The organism is Pseudorhodoplanes sp. (assembly GCF_059499825.1).
This window is the reverse complement of sequence record NZ_JCABZI010000002.1, coordinates 468059-487256: the sequence shown is the minus strand read 5'-3', so window position 1 is coordinate 487256 and position 19198 is coordinate 468059. Positions and strand designations below refer to the sequence as shown.

Below are 19198 nucleotides of genomic sequence, written 5' to 3'. Positions count from 1 at the left end.
GGAAGTTCGCGGGCCCGCCGTCGTAAAACTGAGACATGCGCGGCGCATCGTACCGCATGCGATTCGACCAGCGATTCCCGATCGAGGAGGCAGGTGACGGACAGCGCCGCGAGCGACGCCATAAGGTGCGCGCGCTGTTTCTGTCGGACGTGCATCTCGGCACCCGCGCGAGCAAGAGCGAGAAGCTACTCGACTTCCTGCGCCATCATGAGGCCGATACCATCTATCTTGTCGGCGACATCGTGGATGGCTGGCGGCTGCGGGCGCGCTGGCATTGGCCGCAGGCCCATAGCGATGTGATCGGCGAATTGTTCGCCGCCGCGGTGAGGGGGACGCGGATCGTCTATCTCCCCGGCAACCACGACGCGTTCCTGCGCGACTATCCCGGCAAGCATTTCGCCGGCATCGTAGTGGCGGAGACCGCCATCCATGTCGCGGCCGATGGCCGGCGCTATGTTGTGACCCATGGCGATCACCTCGATCGCGCGGCGCAGGTGCCGCACCGCATTGCCGCGATCGGCGGAGGGTTGAACGCCGCGCTGTTCGCACTCAGCGACCGCTGGAATCGCGCGCGCATGGCGGTCGGGTTGCCCGGCTGGTCGCTGTCACAATGGGCGCGGCGGCGCGTCAAGGAAGGGATCGATTATCTGGGCCGGTTCGAGCGCGAGATTGCGGCACTTGCCGCAGACCATAGCGCTGACGGTGTGATCTGCGGCCATGTCCATCATCCTGCGATGCATGACCGGCTGGGCGTCCGCTACATCAATTGCGGCGACTGGCTGGAAAGCTGCACCGCGGCAGTCGAGCGACTGGACGGAGCCTTCGAAATCAGAACCTGGCCCGCCACAACGAATGTACCACAGGCGAGGTCGCGTGTGGGCAGCCTGCAGGAGGCATGATGCGCGTTCTCGTCGCAACCGACGCGTGGCACCCTCAAGTCAACGGGGTGGTGCGCACGCTGTCAACGCTGGCGGCGACCGCGCCGCGTCATGGCGCCGAGATATCGTTCCTGACGCATGAAGGCTTTCGGACCTTTCCGCTGCCGACCTATGCGGATATCCGCTGTGCGCTGCCGGCGCCATGGACGGTTGCGAAGCGGATCGACGCGCTGAAGCCGGACGCAATCCATATCGCGACCGAAGGGACGATCGGTCATGCGGTGCGCCGCTATTGCATCCGGCGCGGCATCGCCTTCACCACCAGTTTCCATACCCGGCTGCCGGAATATGTGGCGGCCCGTGCGCCGATCCCGGAAGCGCTGGTCTGGCGCTGGCTGCGGCGCTTCCATGGCCATGCCGAGCGCGTGATGGTGTCGACACGGTCGCTGATCTCGGAATTGTCGGGGCGGGGTTTCGGCAATCCGGTGCTATGGCCGCGCGGAGTCGACGGCGAGGTGTTCGCGCCGCGCGAGCCGGCGCTCGATCTTTTGCCGCCCGATCTCCCGCGTCCGATTTTCCTGACCGTCTGCCGGGTCGCGGTCGAGAAGAATATCGAGGCGTTCCTGTCGCTCGATCTGCCGGGGACCAAGGTCGTCGTCGGCGATGGCCCGATGCGGCCCGAGCTGATGCAGCGTTTTCCAGACGCGGTGTTTCTCGGCGAGCGGCACCGCGACGAACTCGCTGCAATCTACTCGGCCGCCGATGTGTTCGTGTTCCCCAGCCGCACCGACACTTTCGGACTGGTGATGTTGGAGGCGCTGTCCTGCGGTGTGCCGGTTGCGGCCTATCCCGTACCGGGTCCGCTCGATGTGATCGGCGAAGCGCCGGTCGGCGTACTGGATGAGGACCTGCGGGCTGCTGCCTTGCGGGCGCTCGCGATCGACCGTGACGCGTGCCGCGTCTTTGCCAGCCGCATGACCTGGGACCGCTGCGCCCGGATGTTTCTCGACAATCTGGCGATCGTGCGCCGGAGCGCGAGCGCCGGCGAGCACACCCGGCCGCTGTCCTCCCGGCTCGGTGGCGCTTTCAGCGCCGAAGCAACAGGTGTTCCAGCGCGTCCGGATCCTGCAGCTCGATAAAGCGAACGGCGAAGCCCTCGCGGAAAATCCGCACCACGCGTCCGATGACTTTGCCGACCGCAAGAACGTCGCCGATTTTCGGCTCGATCTCGGCCGACACCGCGACGCCCGACGCCGACATGTCCATGACGAAACAGTCGCAGACGCGCCCGTCGGCGAGCATCACGCTGGAATGCGGGTGTTTCGGAACGAACCGCTTGTGACGACGGTCATCCGGAAGATTGAGATGCTTGCGCATTTCGAGCCAGAGAATCCTGGCCACAAGGCGTTCGCGCTGCTCTTCCGCCAGCACCAGACTCATGACGAACCCATCGTCGTTGAGCCGGACGATCTGCCCCTCGAGCTTTCCGAGTTCGTTGAAGCTCGCGATGACGCGCTCCCCGATCGGGCCGGAAACCGGCACCATGACCGCAAGGTCGTAACAGGAGATGTCGACTGTCCGGCAGGAAAACTCGCGACGCTCTCCGCGGGTATTGCGCCGGCTCGCCAGCGAATAGCGGCCGAGAATGGTCGCGCTGGTGCGGGCGAAGCGATTGCGTTCGATAATCGTGATGTCGTTCGGGTCGATGTCGGATAACGGCAAGATCGGCCTCGCTCGTTGAAGAGCCCGCTGAATGCCATCGGGAATCCGAACAGCAGCCTGCGAATATCGTTTAAAATGCAACGAGAATATTTCCAGAACAGCATTTGTGCGTGCGATCGATGTGAATCGGAACTGCGACTGAACAGTCAATCGCGCCGGCGCAAGCGCGGCTCGCGGGGTTCCCGACGTCCGAAAAATCCCGCAAACACCGTACCTGACACTCACGTCGACGCGTCACGCGCCGCGCACCTTTTGTCCGTGAAGCGCGGCTGAACGCAGACGCGGCGGTTCCGTCCGACGCTGCGAATTAGCCATGACGATGAGTTGTCGTGGAACTCTGCCTCGTGGTCACCGCGCAGTCATTTGCTTGCGCGGAGCAGGGCGATCTGCCGTTCCAGATCGGCTTTGAAATCGTAGTTGGGTCTGCCGAAGCTTTTGTCGCGGCGGCTGATGAAGGTCCGCTGCGTGCGCCGGATAGCCGCTGCGCTTTTCGAGTCGGCCCGAAGCAGCGCCGAGCGATAGGCCTGGTCGACCTCCCAATCCAGCCTTCGCAGCGTCGGGTCGGAGCAGATGGCTTTTTCAACCGCGCGCCTGGCGCTCCGACAATCGAAAGTCGGCGTCTTTGGAGCGGCTTCGGCATCGCGCTGCGCGATCTGATTGCGGATTGCGGTGCGGTTCTCGGCCGCCGTCGTCATGCGCGGGTTGAGCTTGAGGGCCTGTTCGTAACTCGACAATGCGGCTTCGAGATCGCCTTTGCGCTTGTAGGCCGCCCCGCGATTATTCCAGGCGAGAGCGAATGTCGGATCGAGTGTGATGGCGTCGCCATAGTCGGCGATCGCCCGGTCCAGGTTACCTTTGAATTGATAGGCGTCGCCGCGGTTGGTGTAGAATTTGGCTTCCTTTTTCAGGCTGATGGCCTTGTCGTAGTCCGCGATGGCGAGATCGTAATCGCGATTATGTGCGTAGCTGAGGCCCCGGTTGTCGTAGAATTCCGCGCGGTCCGGCTCGAGCTTGATCGCCTCGCTCTGGTCGGCGATGGCGCGATCGTTGCGGCCCGCTTTCTTGTAGGCGGCGGCGCGGTTCGAATAGCTGACGGCGTGTTTCGGATCGAGTCGGATCGCCTCGCTGTAATTCTCGATGGCGCGCGCGTAGTCGCCCTTGATGTAATAGGCGACGCCACGGTCGGCATGGGCCTGCGCATAATTCGGATCGAGGCGGATCGCTTCATCATAGTCCTCGATCGCACGGTCCGGCTTGCCGGAGCGGACGAACAGCGTGCCCCGGTTTTCGAAGGCCACGACGCTGTTCGGGTCGAGCTCGATCGCCTTGTTGAGGTCGGCGATGGCGCGGTCCACGTCGCCCTTGTCGTCATAGGCCTCGGCGCGGCTGATAAACAGCGCGGCCCGGTCGGTCGCGGACGCGTCGGGCCGGCTTTCGATTGCGGTGTTGCAGGCGGCGATGCGGGCGTCGGGCGTGGCGTTGATCGATGCACCGCAGGAGGGAGGCAGATTGGCGGGCGCGGCCGCTGGCCGGTTGGTTTCGGTCTGGGCATGGGCAGACGCGGCGATCAGGCAGGCAGCGACGGTCAGCAACAGGGTTCGGGCGGGCATCGCATAATTCCTACAAAATGGCTCGACCGGGCACGAGATTCTGCCACGGCCGGTCAGGTTGGTCGATCCGGACCCGAAAGTGGTTCAAACCGGCGTTTTGGCTCGGCGAACGCCCTGCTTGACCCCGGGGCCGACTTCCGGCGAATTGTCGGGCTATGTTCATCACCTTCTTCACCGAACTCAAATCTGCCGGCCTGCCGGTCACGCTGCGCGAATATCTCACGCTGATGGAGGCGATGGACGCCGACCTCGCCTCGCGCAGGGTCGAGGATTTCTATTATCTGTCGCGCGCGGTGCTGGTGAAGGACGAGCGCAATCTCGACAAGTTCGATCGCGTGTTCGGCAGCGTCTTCAAGGGCCTCTCGCTGATGGAAGAGGCGCTAAGCGCCGAGATCCCGGAGGACTGGCTGAAGAGCCTCGCGGAGAAATATCTAACTGAAGAAGAGAAGAAGCAGATCGACGCGATGGGCGGGCTCGACAAGCTCCTCGAGACGCTGAAGAAGAGGCTCGAGGAGCAGCAGGGCCGCCATCAGGGCGGATCGAAGTGGATCGGAACGGGGGGCACCTCGCCGTTCGGCAATTCCGGCTACAACCCGGAAGGCATTCGCATCGGCGGCGAAAGCAAGCACCGCCGCGCCGTGAAGGTGTGGGACAAGCGGGAGTTCAAGGATTTCGACGACGAGGTCGAGATCGGCACCCGCAACATCAAGGTGGCGCTGCGGCGCCTGCGCAAATTCGCCCGCACCGGCGCGCCTGACGAACTCGATCTCGACGGCACCATCAAGGGCACCGCGCACAAGGGCTATCTCGACATCCACATGCGCCCGGAGCGGCACAATGCGGTGAAGGTGCTCTTGTTCTTCGACGTCGGCGGCTCGATGGACTGGCACATCAAGGCGACCGAGGAATTGTTCTCGGCCGCGCGTGCGGAATTCAAGCACATGGAGCATTTCTACTTCCACAATTGCCTGTACGAGCGGGTGTGGAAGGAAAACCGGCGGCGCTATCAGGAGACCACGCCGACCTTCGACGTGATGCATAAATATCCACACGACTACAAGGTCATCTTCGTCGGCGACGCGTCGATGTCGCCATACGAGATCGCGATGCCGGGCGGCTCGGTCGAGCACATGAACGAGGAGCCGGGGCAGGTGTGGATGGACCGGATCACGCGGACCTATCCGGCCGCGGTGTGGCTCAACCCGGTGCCGGAAGCGGAATGGGACTACACCCAGTCGATCCGCATGATGAGGCAACTGATGGGCGGGCGGATGTATCCGCTGACGCTGGAAGGGCTCGATCGCGCGATGCGGGAGCTGGTGCGGTGACAGGCCAGGCGGAAAGGGATATCGTGAAGAAATGGGTGATCTTCTGAAGAAGGCCTTCGAGAGGGCGCTGACATTGCCCGCGGACCAACAGGACGCGGCCGGCGCCGCGTTGCTTGACTATCTGGATGATGCGCGCTCGCTGCAATTGAACGACGAACAGGTTGCCGAGGTGCGCCGCCGTCTGTCCGATCCCGCGCCCCGGCTTTTGAGCGTTCAAGAGGTCAGGGACCGTTTGGCACGCCTCGGCTGATGAGGGTTGTCTTCGACGATAGGGCCGTCGAAGATTTGGAAGACATCTATCGCTTCATATCCTCTGAAAACCCGCATGCCGCCCGGTCGGTCGTTGACCGTATTGTCGCAAGCGTTGAACGGCTCGCGGACTTCCCACGCATGGCCCGAGACGGGAGGGTCGAGGATACGCGTGAATGGGTCATCCCACGACTGCCTTACATCGCCGTGTATCGGGTCGATCCGGGCCGAGAAGAGCTTGTCGTTATCGGCATATTCCACGGGGCGCGCGAGCGGCCCGAGCGAGCCTGAAACCGCGAGACCAACTCACCCCAACCGCCTTACCGGGTCCGGCCTGACCAGCGGATCGATGGTGATGGTCCCGATCGCCCGCGACACGCATGCGCAAAGCTTTTTGTTCTCCGCCTTCTGGTAATCGCTGAAGAACACGTCGCGGTGATCCACCGTGCCCTCGACCGCCACGATGTTGAGCGCGCAGACGCCGCATTCCCCGCGCCGGCAATCGGAAATCACGCCGATGCCGGCGTCTTCCAAGGCATCCAGGATGGATTGTGTTTCCGGCACCACGATCTCGCGGCCGCTATCTGCGATCCGCAGGCGAAACGGCTCGGCGGCAAGCGTGCCGCTGGAGCCGAAGGTCTCGAAGCGCAAGTCCGCATGAGGCCTGCCGAGTTCGCGCCAGATGCGCCGGGCGTCATCAAGCAGGGGCAGGGGACCGCAGACCGCGGCGATGCCGCCGGGCGCGAGCGCCGACAATGCCGAACGAAGATCGAGCCGCTGCCCCTCGCTTGAGATGAATGTCTGCAGACGGTCGCCGAGGAGCGCTTGCAAGTCGTCGGCAAATGCCAGCTCATCCTTGCTGCGCGCACAATAGGCCATCCGCAACGACGCGCCGCTGCGCACAGCCTGATCCGCCAGCGCATGCACCATGCCGACCAGCGGGGTTATGCCGATGCCGCCCGCGATCACGAGATAATCCGGGCGGCCGAAGTCGATATCGAAATGACTACGCGGGCTGGAGATCGTCAGCTGCGCGCCTTCCGCCAGAGACCACATATAGGCCGAGCCGCCGCGGCTCTCGGGACTGCGCTTGACCGCGATGCGATAGGCGTCCGGCATGGCCGGACCGATCAGCGAGTAGGAGCGCGTATCGGCGCGCTCGCCGATCATCACGGTGACATTGAGGTGGCCGCCGAGCGGAATCTGCGCGGGCGTGCCGTGCGCCGGCACCAGTTCGAACAGGCGAATGGTCGGGGTGATGTCCCGTACGCTACGCACACGCGCGGTGGTCCAGGTCTCGACGACACGCATGATTGTCGCCTTTTATTCGGCTGCGCGGAGCGCGGCGGGCGTTTCGTTCCGGATCATGCGCTCCTGAATGCGGCGCGCCCACATTGCGCCGCCGTCGATGTTGAGATTGTAGAACACCGCGTCCGGATTATCCTCCATCGCCTGTTGCTGCGCTTCCAGCATGGCTTCGTCCTCGCCGATGATCGCCGCGTTGCGGTCGCGGGTTTCGGTGGTCAGGCGCTGGTCGGTCAGCTTGAAATTGCGCCGCACCACCCAGAAGAAATGGCTGCGGCCTTCGGTCTCCGGGGTGATGAAATGGCAGACGCGCAGATTGACGCCCTTCGAGCGATCGCCCTGCGGCGCGCCGGTGCCGGCCAATGCGACGCCGACATCGAGGACGACGGCGGCCGGCGCTTCGAAATTGATGTATTGCCAGCGATCGACCTTCACCGGGCCTGTAGCGCCGAGTTGGAAGGCCCAGAACGGCGGCGGATCGATGTTGAGCATCCAGCGCGTGACATGCGCGGTGCGCTCGCCATGAGTGACTTCGAACGGCGCTTCGGCCACCGCGGAATTGCCGATCGAGGTGCGATGCACGAACGACTCGTGCGTCAGGTCCATCAGGTTATCGACCACAAGCCGGTAATTGCAGGCGAGCGGCGTCAGTTTGCCTTCGCCGGCCCAGGCGGGATCGTCGACCCAATGCATGTCCGGAATCGTTGCCGGATCGGCAAGCGCCGGATCGCCCATCCAGATCCAGGCGAAGCGATATTTTTCCACCACGGGAAAGCGTCGCACGCAGGCCGACGGATTGATCGTCTCCTGCGAGGGCATGAAGGTGCAGCGCCCGTTGGGGTCGAACTTCAAGCCGTGATAGCCGCATACGACATCGTCACCCTCCAGCCAGCCCCTGGAGAGCGGCACCAGGCGGTGCCAGCAGGCATCTTCCAGCGCTGCGATCTGGCCCGCCGCGGTGCGGTACATCACGACCTTCTTGCCGCAGATCGTGCGCGGGATCAGCGCGCGCTTGACCTCGTAATCCCATGCCGCGACGTACCAGGCGTTATACGGGAACGAGCGAGTGGGTTGCGGCGTCTGCATGTTCCTCACCTCAAGCCTGTTTTCGACCGGCTCATTGTTGACGGCCCCGTCTGAATGCGGCGGCTCGTGAGGTCGAATTGTAACAATGTGAGGCCGGCTGTGCCAACGGCCTCAGCGGCAATCCTGACGCGGCCTGAAATTCAATCGGCGCGCGGCCTCCGCGAGTTCGCAACCCTCGCAATAACGGGCGTCCTTATGGTCGATCCAGTTATGCGCGTAGATATGCTCGGGCGCGATGTTGTAGCGCTGCTGCAGGAACGGCAGGAGTTTCATCAGCGCGTCATGCTGCGCTTGTGTCGCGGGCTTGCGGATATCGGGAAAGTTGCCGGAAAATTCGATGCCGAAGCTGTTGTCCTTCACCACGCGTCGATAGGTCGTGAGATTCGGGATGAATCGGTTGTCCTTGCGGTTGGCGCCGTCGCCATGGGTCGGAATGGCAGTCTCCGGCACCGACCAGTAGATAACGCCATCGGTCTCGATCCACAGCGTGGTGCCGCGCTTGGCAGGATGTTTGGCCTGGGCAAACGCTGCGGTTTTCGCGGCGCCGGGCGGCCCTTCCATCTGGTGGACGATAATGTGCTTCCAGTGCCGCGCCTGCGCCGGGTCTCCAAGCGGCGCCAGATAGACAATGGTCAGACCGGCGATCTGGGGCGTACCGGAGCTTGCGGCGAGAGCGCACAGGTCGTCGGCCTGTGCGGGCTTTACGCCGTGCAGCAGCAGGGCCGATAAAACGGCAGCAACAATCACGCGCATGGCGCAGCCCGACAGGATTTGGAACCGATGATAGCGCCGACGGAGCAGGGTCCCATCGTCATCTTCGTCGACGCCGATGCCTGCCCGGTCAAGCCGGAAATCTATCGGGTGGCGGAGCGGCACGGACTGAAGGTGTTCGTGGTCGCCAATGCCCCGATCGCGGTGCCGCGGGAGGCGTCGATCGAGCGCGTCGTCGTCCCCGGGGGAATGGACGAGGCCGATCACTGGATCGCCGAGCGGGCGCGGCCGGGCGCGATCGTCGTCACGGCGGACATCCCGCTCGCCAGCCGCAGCGTGAAGGCGGGCGCGGTGACGATTGCGCCCAATGGACGCGTTTTCACCGAGGATGCGATCGGGATGGCGCTGGCGACCCGCAATCTGATGGACGATTTGCGCTCGGCGGGTGGTGTCACCCGAGGGCCGCCTCCGTTCTCGTCTAAGGATCGCTCCGCGTTCCTGGCTGCGCTGGATCTCGCCATCGTGCGTCTCAAACGGGCTGGCTTCGTTGCGGCATGAGTGCGTTGCACAAGTTTGCCTGACATACGGGGTTCCGGCGCGTGCTTCCAATGCAACACCTGGGAAAATCCCGTCCGTCCGCCTCGACTCTGGCTTGGGTCTGCCGTCATGATGCGAATCTGCTGGTGGAATCGCCGCCGGCTTGGATTCGGCTGACCGGCGACATCCCAAAAAGCCGGCGGTCCTTGGGGGTGTTCAATGCGAAAAATCGGATTTGTGCTGGCGGCACTGGCTGCCGGGTTTTTGATGACCGGCGGTACCGCGCATGCGCAGCAGAAGCGCCCGAAGGTCGTTGTCACGGCCAAGCCGGTCTACGGCTTCGGCAGCTGGTGGGCGACGATGCCGTGGACGGTCCGGGATCCGAGACTTGCCGATTCGAACCTGGTGGTTGGCGCGGGCTCGACGGCTGCGTATTTCGCGATCAAGTCAGGCCATAAGAACGTGGCTCACGGCATTCACAGCGGCTTTGGCGCCTATGCTGCGACCAGCTTCGCCTGCGCCGCGGTGTCGCCGATCGTCGGCACCATCGTGACGCAACGTGAACTGACTCAGCGCGAAGTGTTCGTCTCCACCGCCAACTGCGTAGTTCCAGTTCTCGGCGGATGGTGGATGAATGCGGCGTTCGATCATTACGGCTGGGACAAGCCGAAGCGTCGCGTCGCCCGGCGCTAATCGCGCGCGAAAATCTTTCGACCAAAAGCCGGCCCTCGTGGCCGGCTTTTTTTTTAGGGGCACGCGGTCGGCTCGTTTGCATCCCGATGCGTCGCCGAGGCCAGACGCGCAGCGGAGTTCCGTCCGGTCAGCGCTCGTCCTGGTCGGTGACCACCCACCAGCTTTGATAGGGGGGATCCTCGTCGGTGGTCCGCGGAATGTTATTGAGTTCCGAAGTATCGAACGGCGCGCGTGAAGGCTTGCGATCCTCTGAACGATCCTGCCGCTGCTCTTGGTTTCCCGGATCTATCATGGCCAGACGGTTGCCCTATCGAGACGGGCCATTGCTCCCTTGCTGACGGCGTCCCTGTGCGGGGCAAATGTCTGCTGAACGCGTTGGTTCCCAGGCGCCAATAACGAATGCGTCAGGAACATCGCTGTGGCTGCCACGTTGGGTTGCTGGACGCCCGGGGCGTCCGTCATCGCAACATCAACAAGAATGGGAGCCCCCGATGGGCCTGTTTTCCGCTGACATCAAGACAATGGACGACCTCTATGTCCATCAGCTTCAGGATATCTATTACGCCGAGAAACAAATCCTGAAGTCGCTGCCCGACATGATCGGCAAGTCGACCGATCGTGATCTGAAGACCGGTCTGCAGAAGCATCTGCAGGAGACCGAGAATCACGTCGCCCGCCTCGAGCAGGTGTTCAAGCTGCACAACCTGAAGCCGAAGGCAGTCGACTGTCCGGCGATCGACGGCATTATCGACGAAGCGAAGGAAGTCTCCGGCGAGGTCGAGGACAAGGAAGTGCTCGATGCCGCGATCATCGCATCCGCCCAGGCGGTGGAACACTATGAGATCACGCGCTACGGCACCCTGGTGGCATGGGCGCGTCAGCTCGGACGCGACGACGCCGCTGCGATCCTCCAGAAGACGCTGGACGAAGAGAAGGCGACCGACAAGAAGCTGACCAGCGTCGCCGAAAGCAAGGTCAATCGCAAAGCCGCGAGCTGACAGCGTCGGGCTGCTGACAAAGCAAAAGCGCCGGATCGTCCGGCGCTTTTTTTTGATCGTCCTGTGGCGATACGGATCAGCATCCGGTCCCGGTGCAGGGCGACGTGCCTGGCCGGGTGACGATCGGCGATCCGCTGATATTCGGAACGCTCGGGCGCGAGGCTGCGTTCGGATTGCCGGGGCTGACAGCGCCAGGAATGCCCGGCTGTGCGGACGAACCGGTGCCGGTGGTGCCGGCCGGGCCGGACGTTGAGGGCGTGACGCCGGGCGCGGGTGAGCCGCCCGGCTGGCTGGGAGCGGTTCCCATTCCACTCGGCGATCCTGCAGTCTGGGCGTGGGCGGCGGTGGCAACGATTGCAGCAAATCCGGCCGCCAGCAGCGTTTTCGCAAGGCGCATGGGCTTTTCTTTCTCTCCGTTGGATAAGGTCTCCTTGCCAACGACCGGCCGGCTGCTGCTGTTCCCGCAGGCGGCGCGTCCAAATGGGGCAATATCCTTCCGCGAGGCGGCGTGTGCTATGACGGCGCCGCCGAGCGGACGGTAGTGGAGGGGGCGAGTTTGGACGAGGCGGGGGCGGATCATTCAGACATCGTCTATACGTACAAAGCCTCCCTGATGGGCGGAGCCTGGATTCTCCGTCTTGCGCCCGAGGCGTTGCACTGGTCGATCGGGACGTTATCGGGACAGGTACCCTATGCGACGATCCGGCGGATCAGGCTCAGCTTTCGTCCGGTGACGATGCAGTCCTACCGTTTCCTCGCGGAAATCTGGGCCGACAGAGGCCCGAAAATTTCGATCGCGTCGACGTCATGGAAGTCGCTGATGGAGCAGGAGCGTCAGGACGAAGCCTATTCGCGCTTCATCAGCACCTTGCATGAACGCATTGCCGCTGCTCATGGGAAGCCCGACCTCAGGGCGGGTGCGCTTCCCTTCCTCTATTGGCCGGGCGTCGCGATTTTCGTCGCGCTCTGCGTCATGGGCGTGTCGCTGGCGTTCCGCGCCATGCAACTGGGCGAGGTTGCCTTCGGCCAACCGCTGGATTGGGGCCAGATCGCCGCGATCCTCGCGCTGGTGGCGATGTTCTTCTGGCTGCTCTGGCAGATGGGCAGCTTCTTCAAACGCAATATGCCGCGGCGCTACACCCTCGACGCGGTGCCGGCGGATCTGCTTCCGAAGACGCCGAACCCGGTCTCATGAAGCATTGCGCTCATCCCGCAACACCAGCACCGAGCAATTCGCGTAGCGCACGACATGGCCCGCATTCGATCCCAGAAAATAGCTGCGCATGTCGGGCCGATGCGATGTCATGACGATCAGGTCGGCATCCATCGCTTTGGCTTCTTCGATCACCTCGTGATAGATCCCGCCCTGCCGCACGATGCCCGACACGCGATCCGCGGCGAGGCCGCATTCGCCGGTCAGTTTCGCCATCCCGTCTTCCGCGGATTTGCGCTGCTGAGCGTCGAAATCCGGCGGCACATATTCCGCGAGCATCACCGGTGTCATCGGCAGCACATGGACGATGCGGATCGTCCCATTCGCACCGCGCGCCATGGCACAGGCTGTCTCGATCGCCGGACGCGCAAGGTCCGGCTCGGCAAGGTCCACAGGCACCAGGATCCGTTTGAACATGATCGGCTCCTCCCCATCTGCCCGGTCAGTCTAGTCGCTTCCTGCGCCGATCGCACGCGGCGTGACAAAGCTGTCAAGATGCCCGGTGCCGGGCCGGACATTCGCCCAGTCGTCGATATCGAGGTCGATCACGGCCAGCGCTCCGGTCGGAAATTTCTCCGACAGCGTTTTGCGGATGCGTTTGTCGCCCGACTCAACCAGAAGATTTGCGGTGTCATGGAATCCCGGATTATGACCCACAACCAGCAGGGATCGGGCGGATGGCGGCGCGTCCGCAATGGCCGCCAGGATGTCGCGCGGGGAGGCTTCGTAGATGCGGTCTTCGAAATCCGCCGGCGGCTGGCGCGGAAACATGCCGGCCACGAGGCGCCAGGTTTCGCGCGTGCGGGTCGCTGTGGATACGATCGCATGATCGGGAATGATATCGTGATCGGCCATGTAGCGGCCCATCAGCGGCGCCGCCTTGCGGCCGCGCGTGGCCAGATCGCGGTCATGGTCGGATTGCCCCGGCAGCGACCAGTCGGATTTGGCGTGACGGAGAAGCATCAGGCGGCGCATGAATCGCGTTCCACGGGGCAGGGGGGCAATGGTGCAAGAGACTAGCACGAGCCCACAATTCGGCGATGCGCAGCCGAAAGCCGCACCGGTTGCCGCGATGGATAGCGACTATGGCGAGACTTGGTTCACCTTGACCGGTGACAGCGCGGCGCCGCGTCCGTCGCTGACGCATGATATCGATGTCGATGTCTGTATCATCGGCGGCGGCCTTGCTGGGCTGACGACAGCACTCGAGATCGCGCGCCGCGGATGGTCCGTTGCCGTGCTGGAGGCGCGCCGGGTTGCCTGGAATGCATCGAGCCGAAATACCGGCTTCGTCCGCCCGGGCTTTTATCAGCGGCCGGAGACGCTGGTCGAACGCGTCGGCGAAGATCATGCACGCGAATTATGGCTGCTGTCGCAGAATGGCGCCGACTATATGCGCCGGACAGCCGGAGATATCGGCGGCCGCGATCTGGTTCAGGGCGAGGGCTGGCTGCAGGTTTCCAAGATCGACCGGGCAGGCGAGATGTCCGATGCGGCCGAGCGGCTGCGAGCGCTCGGCGCCGATGTCGAACTGTGGCCGGCCAAGCTGGTGCGCGAGAAGGTCAAATCCCCCCACTATTTCCAAGCCATTCATTTTCCGACCGCCTTCAACATTCACCCCTACAATTATGCGCTCGGGGTTGCTCGCCTGGCCGAGCAGGCGGGTGCCCGCCTGTTCGAGGGAACGCCGGCGATCTCGATCGATCCCGCAGGCGTGCGCAAGCGCGTGATCACGGCACAGGGGCGGGTGCGCGCCTCGCAGATTGTATTCGCCGGCAACATCCATCTCGGCGCGATGCTGCCCGAGGCCGCCGATACACTGATCCCGCTTCACACATTCGTCATGGTGACCAAGCCGCTTGGCGACACGCTGGCCTCGGCGCTCGACTATCCCGGAGCGGTCAGCGATTCCGGATCCTCGGGGCATCATTATCGGATCGTCGGCGGCGACCGGCTGATGTTTGCCGGGGGGTTGGCAACGCGACCGTCCAACCCGGATCGTCATGCCCGCTGGCTGCGCGCCGATCTGCGGCGCCGTTTTCCGCAGCTTGGATCGGTCGATATCGACCATGCCTGGGGCGGGGCGATCGGGGTGACCGTCCATGGCATGCCGCAGATCGGCGAGGTTGCACCGGGCGTCTGGCTGGCAAGCGGGTTCGGCGGAGTTGGGCTGAATACCAGCGCCATGGCGGCGAAGCTGATCACCGGCGCCCTTGTCGATGGCGATGATCGCTTTCGGTTGTTCGAGCCGTTCGAACTGATCTGGTCGGGCGGGCGCATGGGAGGCGTCTTCGCAAAGTATTTTTACGCAGCGCACCGGCGCTACGAGGAATGGGCGTCGCGGCGCTCGCGGCGCAATGAGTTGTGGCTGATCGAGAACGAGCCGCGGTTGAAGAAAGAGGCTGAAGAAGCGGCCGAGCGCGCCCGCATTCGCGCCGAGGAGGCGGCAGTCGCCGAGGCGGCGCGGATCGAGCGCGAAAAGCTCGAGGCCGAGCAGGCCGAGATACGCCGCATCGAGCGCGAGCGGATCGCCGCGGAAAAGGCCGAAGCCAGGCGCGTTCGCGCCGAGGAAAAAGCGGCAGCGAAGGCGGAAGCCGCTCGCCTGAAGGACGAGCAGCGAGCGGCCGCGCGCGCCGAAAAGGAGCGCATCGCCGCCGAGAAAGCGGAAGCGAAGCGTCTCGAAGCGGAACGGCTTGCGGCCGAACGGGCGGAGGCGGAGCGCATCGAAACGGAGCGCCGCGCAGCGGAACAGGCGGATGCCGAGCAGCTCCAAGCGGCCTACCGCAACGCCGAGCGCGTGGCCGAGAATGCGGCGCGGCTCATCGCGGAGGGGTCGTCCGTCCCTTCCGCGCCTGCGGATGGAGCGAGCGCTACGCCCGCAGCACCGGACACCTCACCGCCGGATGCGACCGCGCCGCAACCACGGCGCTAGCCACCCGCACATGACAATGCGCCGCCGATGTCGATCGGCGGCGCATTGCGGTAACTGCAGATCCTTCTTTCGGACGGGTCGCTTATTGCGGAAGGATCACGGTGTCGATCACATGGATCACGCCGTTGTCGGTCGCGATGTCGGCCGTCACCACTTTCGCGTTGTTGACCATCACACCGCCCTTGGTGGCGTCGACCTTCACCGTCTGGCCCTGAACGGTCTTGGCGTCCGTCACCTTGCCAGTCAGTGCGGAGCTCATCACTTTGCCTGGCACGACGTGATAGGTCAGCACGCCGACGAGCTTGGCCTTGTTTTCCGGCTTCAGGAGCGTTTCGACGGTGCCGGCGGGAAGCTTCTTGAACGCTTCATCCGTGGGCGCGAAAACCGTGAAGGGTCCGGGGCCTTTCAGGGTATCGACCAGACCGGCAGCCTTCAGCGCTGCCGCCAGAGTGTTGAACTGGCCGGCCTTGACTGCAGTATCGACGATATCTGCAGCGGACGCTGCGCCTGAGCCGAGCGTCAGGGCGGCGCATACAGCCAGGATGTGGCGGGAAACACGACGAGTCATAGCGGCTTTCCTGTTTCTCTCTGTGATTGGATTGTTCGACGAAAACATCCGGGCTCGGCTCCTGCCGCAGCGAGCAAGCGATGCTCGGAACAAGATCGAACGGACGCGCGAGATACGTGCGCGATCCTGAACGGGTTTTCGCGATCACAGGATCGTTATTGCGGACTGCGTTACCGGCTCAGGTTAAGCGCGCAATGTGTGAGCGTGCATGCACGCTGCGGCGTCTTATCGCAGGCGCCGCGATGACGCAGGTGATGCGTTTTGCAATGTTCGTGTTGCGCTATCAGCGCCCGTCACGCCGCGCCATGAATGCCAGCCGTTCGAACAGATGCACGTCCTGCTCGTTCTTCAGGAGCGCACCGTGCAGCGGCGGGATCAGCTTCTTCGGGTCGCGCTCGCGCAGCGTTTCCGGGCCGATATCCTCGACCATCAGAAGCTTCAGCCAGTCCAGCAATTCCGAGGTCGACGGCTTTTTCTTCATGCCCGGCACGTCGCGGATCTCGTAAAATAGTTTGAGCGCCTCGGCGACCAGCCGCTGTTTGACGCCCGGAAAATGCACATCGACGATCGTGCGCATCGTCTCCGGGTCCGGAAAGCGGATATAATGAAAAAAGCACCGGCGCAGAAATGCGTCCGGCAATTCCTTTTCGTTATTGGACGTGATGACCACGATCGGGCGCTGCTTCGCCTTCACGGTCTCGCCGGTCTCGTAGACGAAGAATTCCATCCGATCGAGCTCCTGCAGGAGATCGTTCGGGAATTCGATATCGGCCTTGTCGATTTCGTCGATCAGCAGCACCGGCCGGGTCTCGCGGACGAAGGATTCCCAGAGCTTGCCGCGCTTGATGTAATTGCGGATGTCCTTGACCCGCTCGTCGCCGAGCTGGCTGTCGCGCAGGCGCGAGACGGCATCGTACTCGTACAGACCCTGCTGCGCCTTGGTGGTGGATTTGACATGCCATTCGAGGAGGTCTGTCCGGACCGCCTTGGCGATTTCCTGCGCCAGCACGGTCTTGCCGGTGCCGGGCTCGCCCTTGACCAGCAGCGGCCGCTGCAGGGTGATCGCCGCATTCACCGCGACCTTCAGATCGTCGGTCGCGACATAGCCTTTGGTGCCTTCGAAACGCATGAATTGTCCCTGGATGATCAGCCGGATCGACATTAGAGCCTGATCTCGCAGGTGCAAACCGTCCCGGAAAAATTTGCCGGGCCCGGCAAAGCTGGCCGCGTTCCGCAACCAGTGCTCCGACTCAACATATTGATTTTGCAAGACAAATTATATGGCACGCTGCTTGCGATGTTCCTGTCGCAAGCTTGCGGCCGTCCGTCCAGTCGGTCGCCCCGGCCGTTCTGGAGGAATAGGTAATGGGTATCTTCGGCGCACTGAATACCGCGGTCACCGGAATGCGCGCGCAGTCTTACGCGCTCGAAAATGTCTCCGGCAACATCGCCAATTCGCAGACCACCGCCTTCAAGCGGATCGACACCAGCTTCCAGGATCTGATCCCGGACAACATCCCATCCAAGCAGCTTGCCGGCGGCGTGATCGCGAGCGCGCGCGCCACCAACACCGTGCAGGGCGACATCCAGGGCGCCTCGGTCGGCACTTTCATGGCGATCAATGGCGACGGCTTCTTCGTGGTGCAGAAGCCGACCGCGGTGCAGGACAACACGCCGGTCTTCGGCGGCGCCGATTACTACACCCGCCGCGGCGACTTCCAGCCGGACAAGAACGGCTATCTCGTCAACGGCGCGGGCTATTACCTGATGGGCCTGCCGATCGATCCTGCAACCGGCAATCCGACTGGCAGCATTCCGCAATTGCTGCAATTCCAGAATGACTTCCTGCCGGCGCAGCAGACGTCGGCGATCCAGTATCGCGCCAATCTGGCCGCCTTTCCGAACACCAACAATGCGGACCCCGATATCCCGGGATCGGAACTGCTCAACCCGGCAAATTTCTCCGCCAATCCGATTTTCGGTCCGCCGGCACCGGCGCGCATCCTGGGCTCGGGCGCAAACCTGCTCCCGGATGCGGTCGCAGTCGGAACCGGAAGTGTCGACATCTCCACCTTGTCGTCGGCCGGCGGCACCATTGAAATCAATGGCACCTCGATCGCGATCACTGCCGGCAACAACGCGACCGACGTGCTGGCCGCGATCAACGCCCAGTCCGGCACCACCGGTGTCACCGCTACCATGAACGGTGCGAACCGCATGGTGCTGACCAGCGCCAATGCCGACACCAATATCGAAATCGGCGGCGCATCCACGCTGTCGCTGCTGGGCGAGCTTGGACTGAATGTCGGCAACACCAACGCCACCAATCTCCTGACGCAGAATGCGGTGGGAACCGGTCAGACGATGGTGATTCAGGTCGGCGGCAACCCGGCTCTGACCATTACCTTCGGCGCCGGCGTCGGTCAGGTGTCGACCCTTGCCGAGCTTTCCACCGCGCTCGCCGGCATCACCGGCGGCACCGGCAGCGTCAATACCACCAATGGCAACGTCACGATCACCGCGGCCAACATGACCGACACGATCACGGTCGACGGCACCATGACGCACTCGGTCTTCGGCATTCTGACGCGCACCGGCCTGCCGTCCAACGGCAGCGTGATCGCCAATGACGAGCGGGCGTTCCTGGATTCGTCACTGGGTGGCGGCGCCATCACTGCCTACGACGTCTCCGGCACGGCGGTGAACATCCAGATGCGCTGGGCGAAGGTCGATTCCCAGCTCACTGGCGGCTCCGATACCTGGAACCTGTTCTATCAGGTCAATTCCAACGCCACCGGTACGGAGGCCGCTTGGACCAATGCCGGCGTCAACTACAGCTTCGGCCCGAACGGCCAGATGAGCCCTCTGGTTTCGACTTTGCAGTTGAACGATGTCGTGATCGACGGGATCAGTCTGGGCAACATTCAGATCACGCATGGTTCGGGCGGCATCACGCAGTTCGCGGATCCGAACGGAAATGCGCAGGTCAATCTGCTCCAGCAGAACGGTTATCCGGCGGGCGAACTGCAAACGATTTCGATCAGCGACAAGGGCCGCATCGTCGGCGCCTATTCGAACGGTCGCACCATCGACCTCGCGGACATCACGCTGGCGAACTTCACCGGTGCCGATTTCCTGAAGCGGATCGACGGCGGCGCGTTCGCGGTCACGGATGAGTCCGGCACGCCCACCTACGGCGCCAGCGGCAAGATCATCGGCTCCGCGCTCGAAGGGTCGAACACCGATATCGCGGACGAATTCACCAAGCTGATCGTCACGCAGCAGGCCTATTCCGCAAATACCCGCGTGATCTCTACCGCCAACGACATGACCCAGGAACTCCTGAACATGCTCCGCTGAGTGTGGTG

The 19198-nt window shown here is 63.4% G+C and carries 21 protein-coding genes; 11 read left to right on the top strand and 10 right to left on the bottom strand.

Annotated elements, in window-relative coordinates:
- The first annotated feature begins 35 nt into the window (after positions 1–35).
- Positions 36–899 carry a UDP-2,3-diacylglucosamine diphosphatase gene (locus AC5I5I_RS05795; protein WP_495970798.1) on the top strand — a complete coding sequence of 288 codons (864 nt, stop codon included), beginning with the start codon at positions 36–38 and terminating at the stop codon, positions 897–899.
- A complete protein-coding gene (locus tag AC5I5I_RS05790; protein ID WP_495970796.1) occupies positions 899–2017 on the top strand; it encodes a glycosyltransferase family 4 protein in 1119 nt (372 codons plus the stop codon). Before AC5I5I_RS05795 ends, AC5I5I_RS05790 begins: the two co-directional genes overlap by 1 nt.
- Here the strand turns inward: AC5I5I_RS05790 and AC5I5I_RS05785 are convergent.
- Both AC5I5I_RS05785 and AC5I5I_RS05780 read right to left on the bottom strand, forming a co-directional pair.
- On the bottom strand, positions 1965–2600 hold the full coding sequence (locus AC5I5I_RS05785) for a PilZ domain-containing protein (protein WP_495970794.1): 636 nt from the start codon (positions 2598–2600) through the stop codon (positions 1965–1967). The genes AC5I5I_RS05790 and AC5I5I_RS05785 overlap by 53 nt on opposite strands.
- Positions 2601–2959: 359 nt before the next feature.
- Positions 2960–4210, bottom strand: a complete 1251-nt coding sequence (locus tag AC5I5I_RS05780; protein ID WP_495970792.1) for a tetratricopeptide repeat protein — start codon at positions 4208–4210, stop codon at positions 2960–2962.
- A gap of 155 nt (positions 4211–4365) precedes the next feature.
- Between AC5I5I_RS05780 and AC5I5I_RS05775 the strand changes: the two genes are divergently transcribed.
- From AC5I5I_RS05775 to AC5I5I_RS05765, 3 genes are read left to right on the top strand one after another with little or no spacing between them, the layout of a single operon-like run.
- Positions 4366–5538, top strand: coding sequence for a vWA domain-containing protein (locus AC5I5I_RS05775; protein WP_495970790.1), 1173 nt, complete (start codon positions 4366–4368; stop codon positions 5536–5538).
- 31 nt (positions 5539–5569) lie between these two features.
- Complete coding sequence (locus AC5I5I_RS05770) at positions 5570–5788, top strand: hypothetical protein (RefSeq protein WP_495970788.1); 219 nt, start codon at positions 5570–5572, stop codon at positions 5786–5788.
- Positions 5788–6078, top strand: a complete 291-nt coding sequence (locus tag AC5I5I_RS05765; protein ID WP_495970786.1) for a type II toxin-antitoxin system RelE/ParE family toxin — start codon at positions 5788–5790, stop codon at positions 6076–6078. The genes AC5I5I_RS05770 and AC5I5I_RS05765 overlap by 1 nt, the downstream gene beginning before the upstream one ends.
- A gap of 15 nt (positions 6079–6093) precedes the next feature.
- Here the strand turns inward: AC5I5I_RS05765 and AC5I5I_RS05760 are convergent, their stop codons facing one another.
- The 3 genes from AC5I5I_RS05760 to AC5I5I_RS05750 form a co-directional block, all read right to left on the bottom strand.
- Positions 6094–7098: a PDR/VanB family oxidoreductase gene (locus AC5I5I_RS05760; RefSeq protein ID WP_495970784.1), complete on the bottom strand. Its 1005-nt coding sequence runs from the start codon at positions 7096–7098 to the stop codon at positions 6094–6096.
- A 12-nt stretch (positions 7099–7110) separates the two neighbouring features.
- Positions 7111–8178 (bottom strand): aromatic ring-hydroxylating dioxygenase subunit alpha, encoded by a 1068-nt coding sequence (locus AC5I5I_RS05755; protein ID WP_495970782.1) that lies wholly within the window; start codon positions 8176–8178, stop codon positions 7111–7113.
- Positions 8179–8289: 111 nt separating this feature from the next.
- A complete protein-coding gene (locus AC5I5I_RS05750) occupies positions 8290–8931 on the bottom strand; it encodes a peptidoglycan recognition protein family protein (RefSeq protein ID WP_495970780.1) in 642 nt (213 codons plus the stop codon).
- 27 nt (positions 8932–8958) lie between these two features.
- Here AC5I5I_RS05750 and AC5I5I_RS05745 point away from each other — a divergent pair, with 27 nt between their 5' ends.
- The 3 genes from AC5I5I_RS05745 to AC5I5I_RS05735 all read left to right on the top strand — a co-directional run bounded on the left by AC5I5I_RS05745 (position 8959) and on the right by AC5I5I_RS05735 (position 11117).
- Positions 8959–9447: a YaiI/YqxD family protein gene (locus AC5I5I_RS05745; protein ID WP_495970779.1), complete on the top strand. Its 489-nt coding sequence runs from the start codon at positions 8959–8961 to the stop codon at positions 9445–9447.
- A gap of 198 nt (positions 9448–9645) precedes the next feature.
- Entirely contained in the window at positions 9646–10119 is a 474-nt protein-coding gene (locus tag AC5I5I_RS05740) for a hypothetical protein (protein ID WP_495970777.1), read from the top strand.
- 491 nt (positions 10120–10610) lie between these two features.
- The gene (locus tag AC5I5I_RS05735; RefSeq protein ID WP_495970776.1) at positions 10611–11117 is read left to right on the top strand and encodes a YciE/YciF ferroxidase family protein; all 507 of its coding nucleotides are present in this window, start codon (positions 10611–10613) and stop codon (positions 11115–11117) included.
- A gap of 76 nt (positions 11118–11193) precedes the next feature.
- Here the strand turns inward: AC5I5I_RS05735 and AC5I5I_RS05730 are convergent, their stop codons facing one another.
- Positions 11194–11514: a hypothetical protein gene (locus AC5I5I_RS05730; protein WP_495970775.1), complete on the bottom strand. Its 321-nt coding sequence runs from the start codon at positions 11512–11514 to the stop codon at positions 11194–11196.
- A 159-nt stretch (positions 11515–11673) separates the two neighbouring features.
- Between AC5I5I_RS05730 and AC5I5I_RS05725 the strand changes: the two genes are divergently transcribed.
- The gene (locus AC5I5I_RS05725; RefSeq protein WP_495970773.1) at positions 11674–12312 is read left to right on the top strand and encodes a hypothetical protein; all 639 of its coding nucleotides are present in this window, start codon (positions 11674–11676) and stop codon (positions 12310–12312) included.
- Here the strand turns inward: AC5I5I_RS05725 and AC5I5I_RS05720 are convergent.
- On the bottom strand, positions 12307–12747 hold the full coding sequence (locus tag AC5I5I_RS05720; RefSeq protein ID WP_495970771.1) for a universal stress protein: 441 nt from the start codon (positions 12745–12747) through the stop codon (positions 12307–12309). The genes AC5I5I_RS05725 and AC5I5I_RS05720 overlap by 6 nt on opposite strands.
- Positions 12748–12777: 30 nt before the next feature.
- A complete protein-coding gene (locus AC5I5I_RS05715) occupies positions 12778–13305 on the bottom strand; it encodes a SixA phosphatase family protein (RefSeq protein ID WP_495970769.1) in 528 nt (175 codons plus the stop codon).
- Between the two features lie 31 nt (positions 13306–13336).
- Here AC5I5I_RS05715 and AC5I5I_RS05710 point away from each other — a divergent pair, with 31 nt between their 5' ends.
- The gene (locus AC5I5I_RS05710; RefSeq protein WP_495970767.1) at positions 13337–15262 is read left to right on the top strand and encodes an NAD(P)/FAD-dependent oxidoreductase; all 1926 of its coding nucleotides are present in this window, start codon (positions 13337–13339) and stop codon (positions 15260–15262) included.
- 82 nt (positions 15263–15344) lie between these two features.
- On the opposite strand, the gene AC5I5I_RS05705 is transcribed toward AC5I5I_RS05710, so the two are convergent.
- A complete protein-coding gene (locus AC5I5I_RS05705) occupies positions 15345–15830 on the bottom strand; it encodes a fasciclin domain-containing protein (protein ID WP_495970766.1) in 486 nt (161 codons plus the stop codon).
- A gap of 283 nt (positions 15831–16113) precedes the next feature.
- The gene (locus tag AC5I5I_RS05700) at positions 16114–16959 is read right to left on the bottom strand and encodes an AAA family ATPase (protein WP_495971140.1); all 846 of its coding nucleotides are present in this window, start codon (positions 16957–16959) and stop codon (positions 16114–16116) included.
- Positions 16960–17195: 236 nt separating this feature from the next.
- Between AC5I5I_RS05700 and AC5I5I_RS05695 the strand changes: the two genes are divergently transcribed.
- A complete protein-coding gene (locus tag AC5I5I_RS05695) occupies positions 17196–19190 on the top strand; it encodes a flagellar hook-basal body complex protein (RefSeq protein WP_495970764.1) in 1995 nt (664 codons plus the stop codon).
- The last annotated feature ends 8 nt before the right edge of the window (positions 19191–19198 follow it).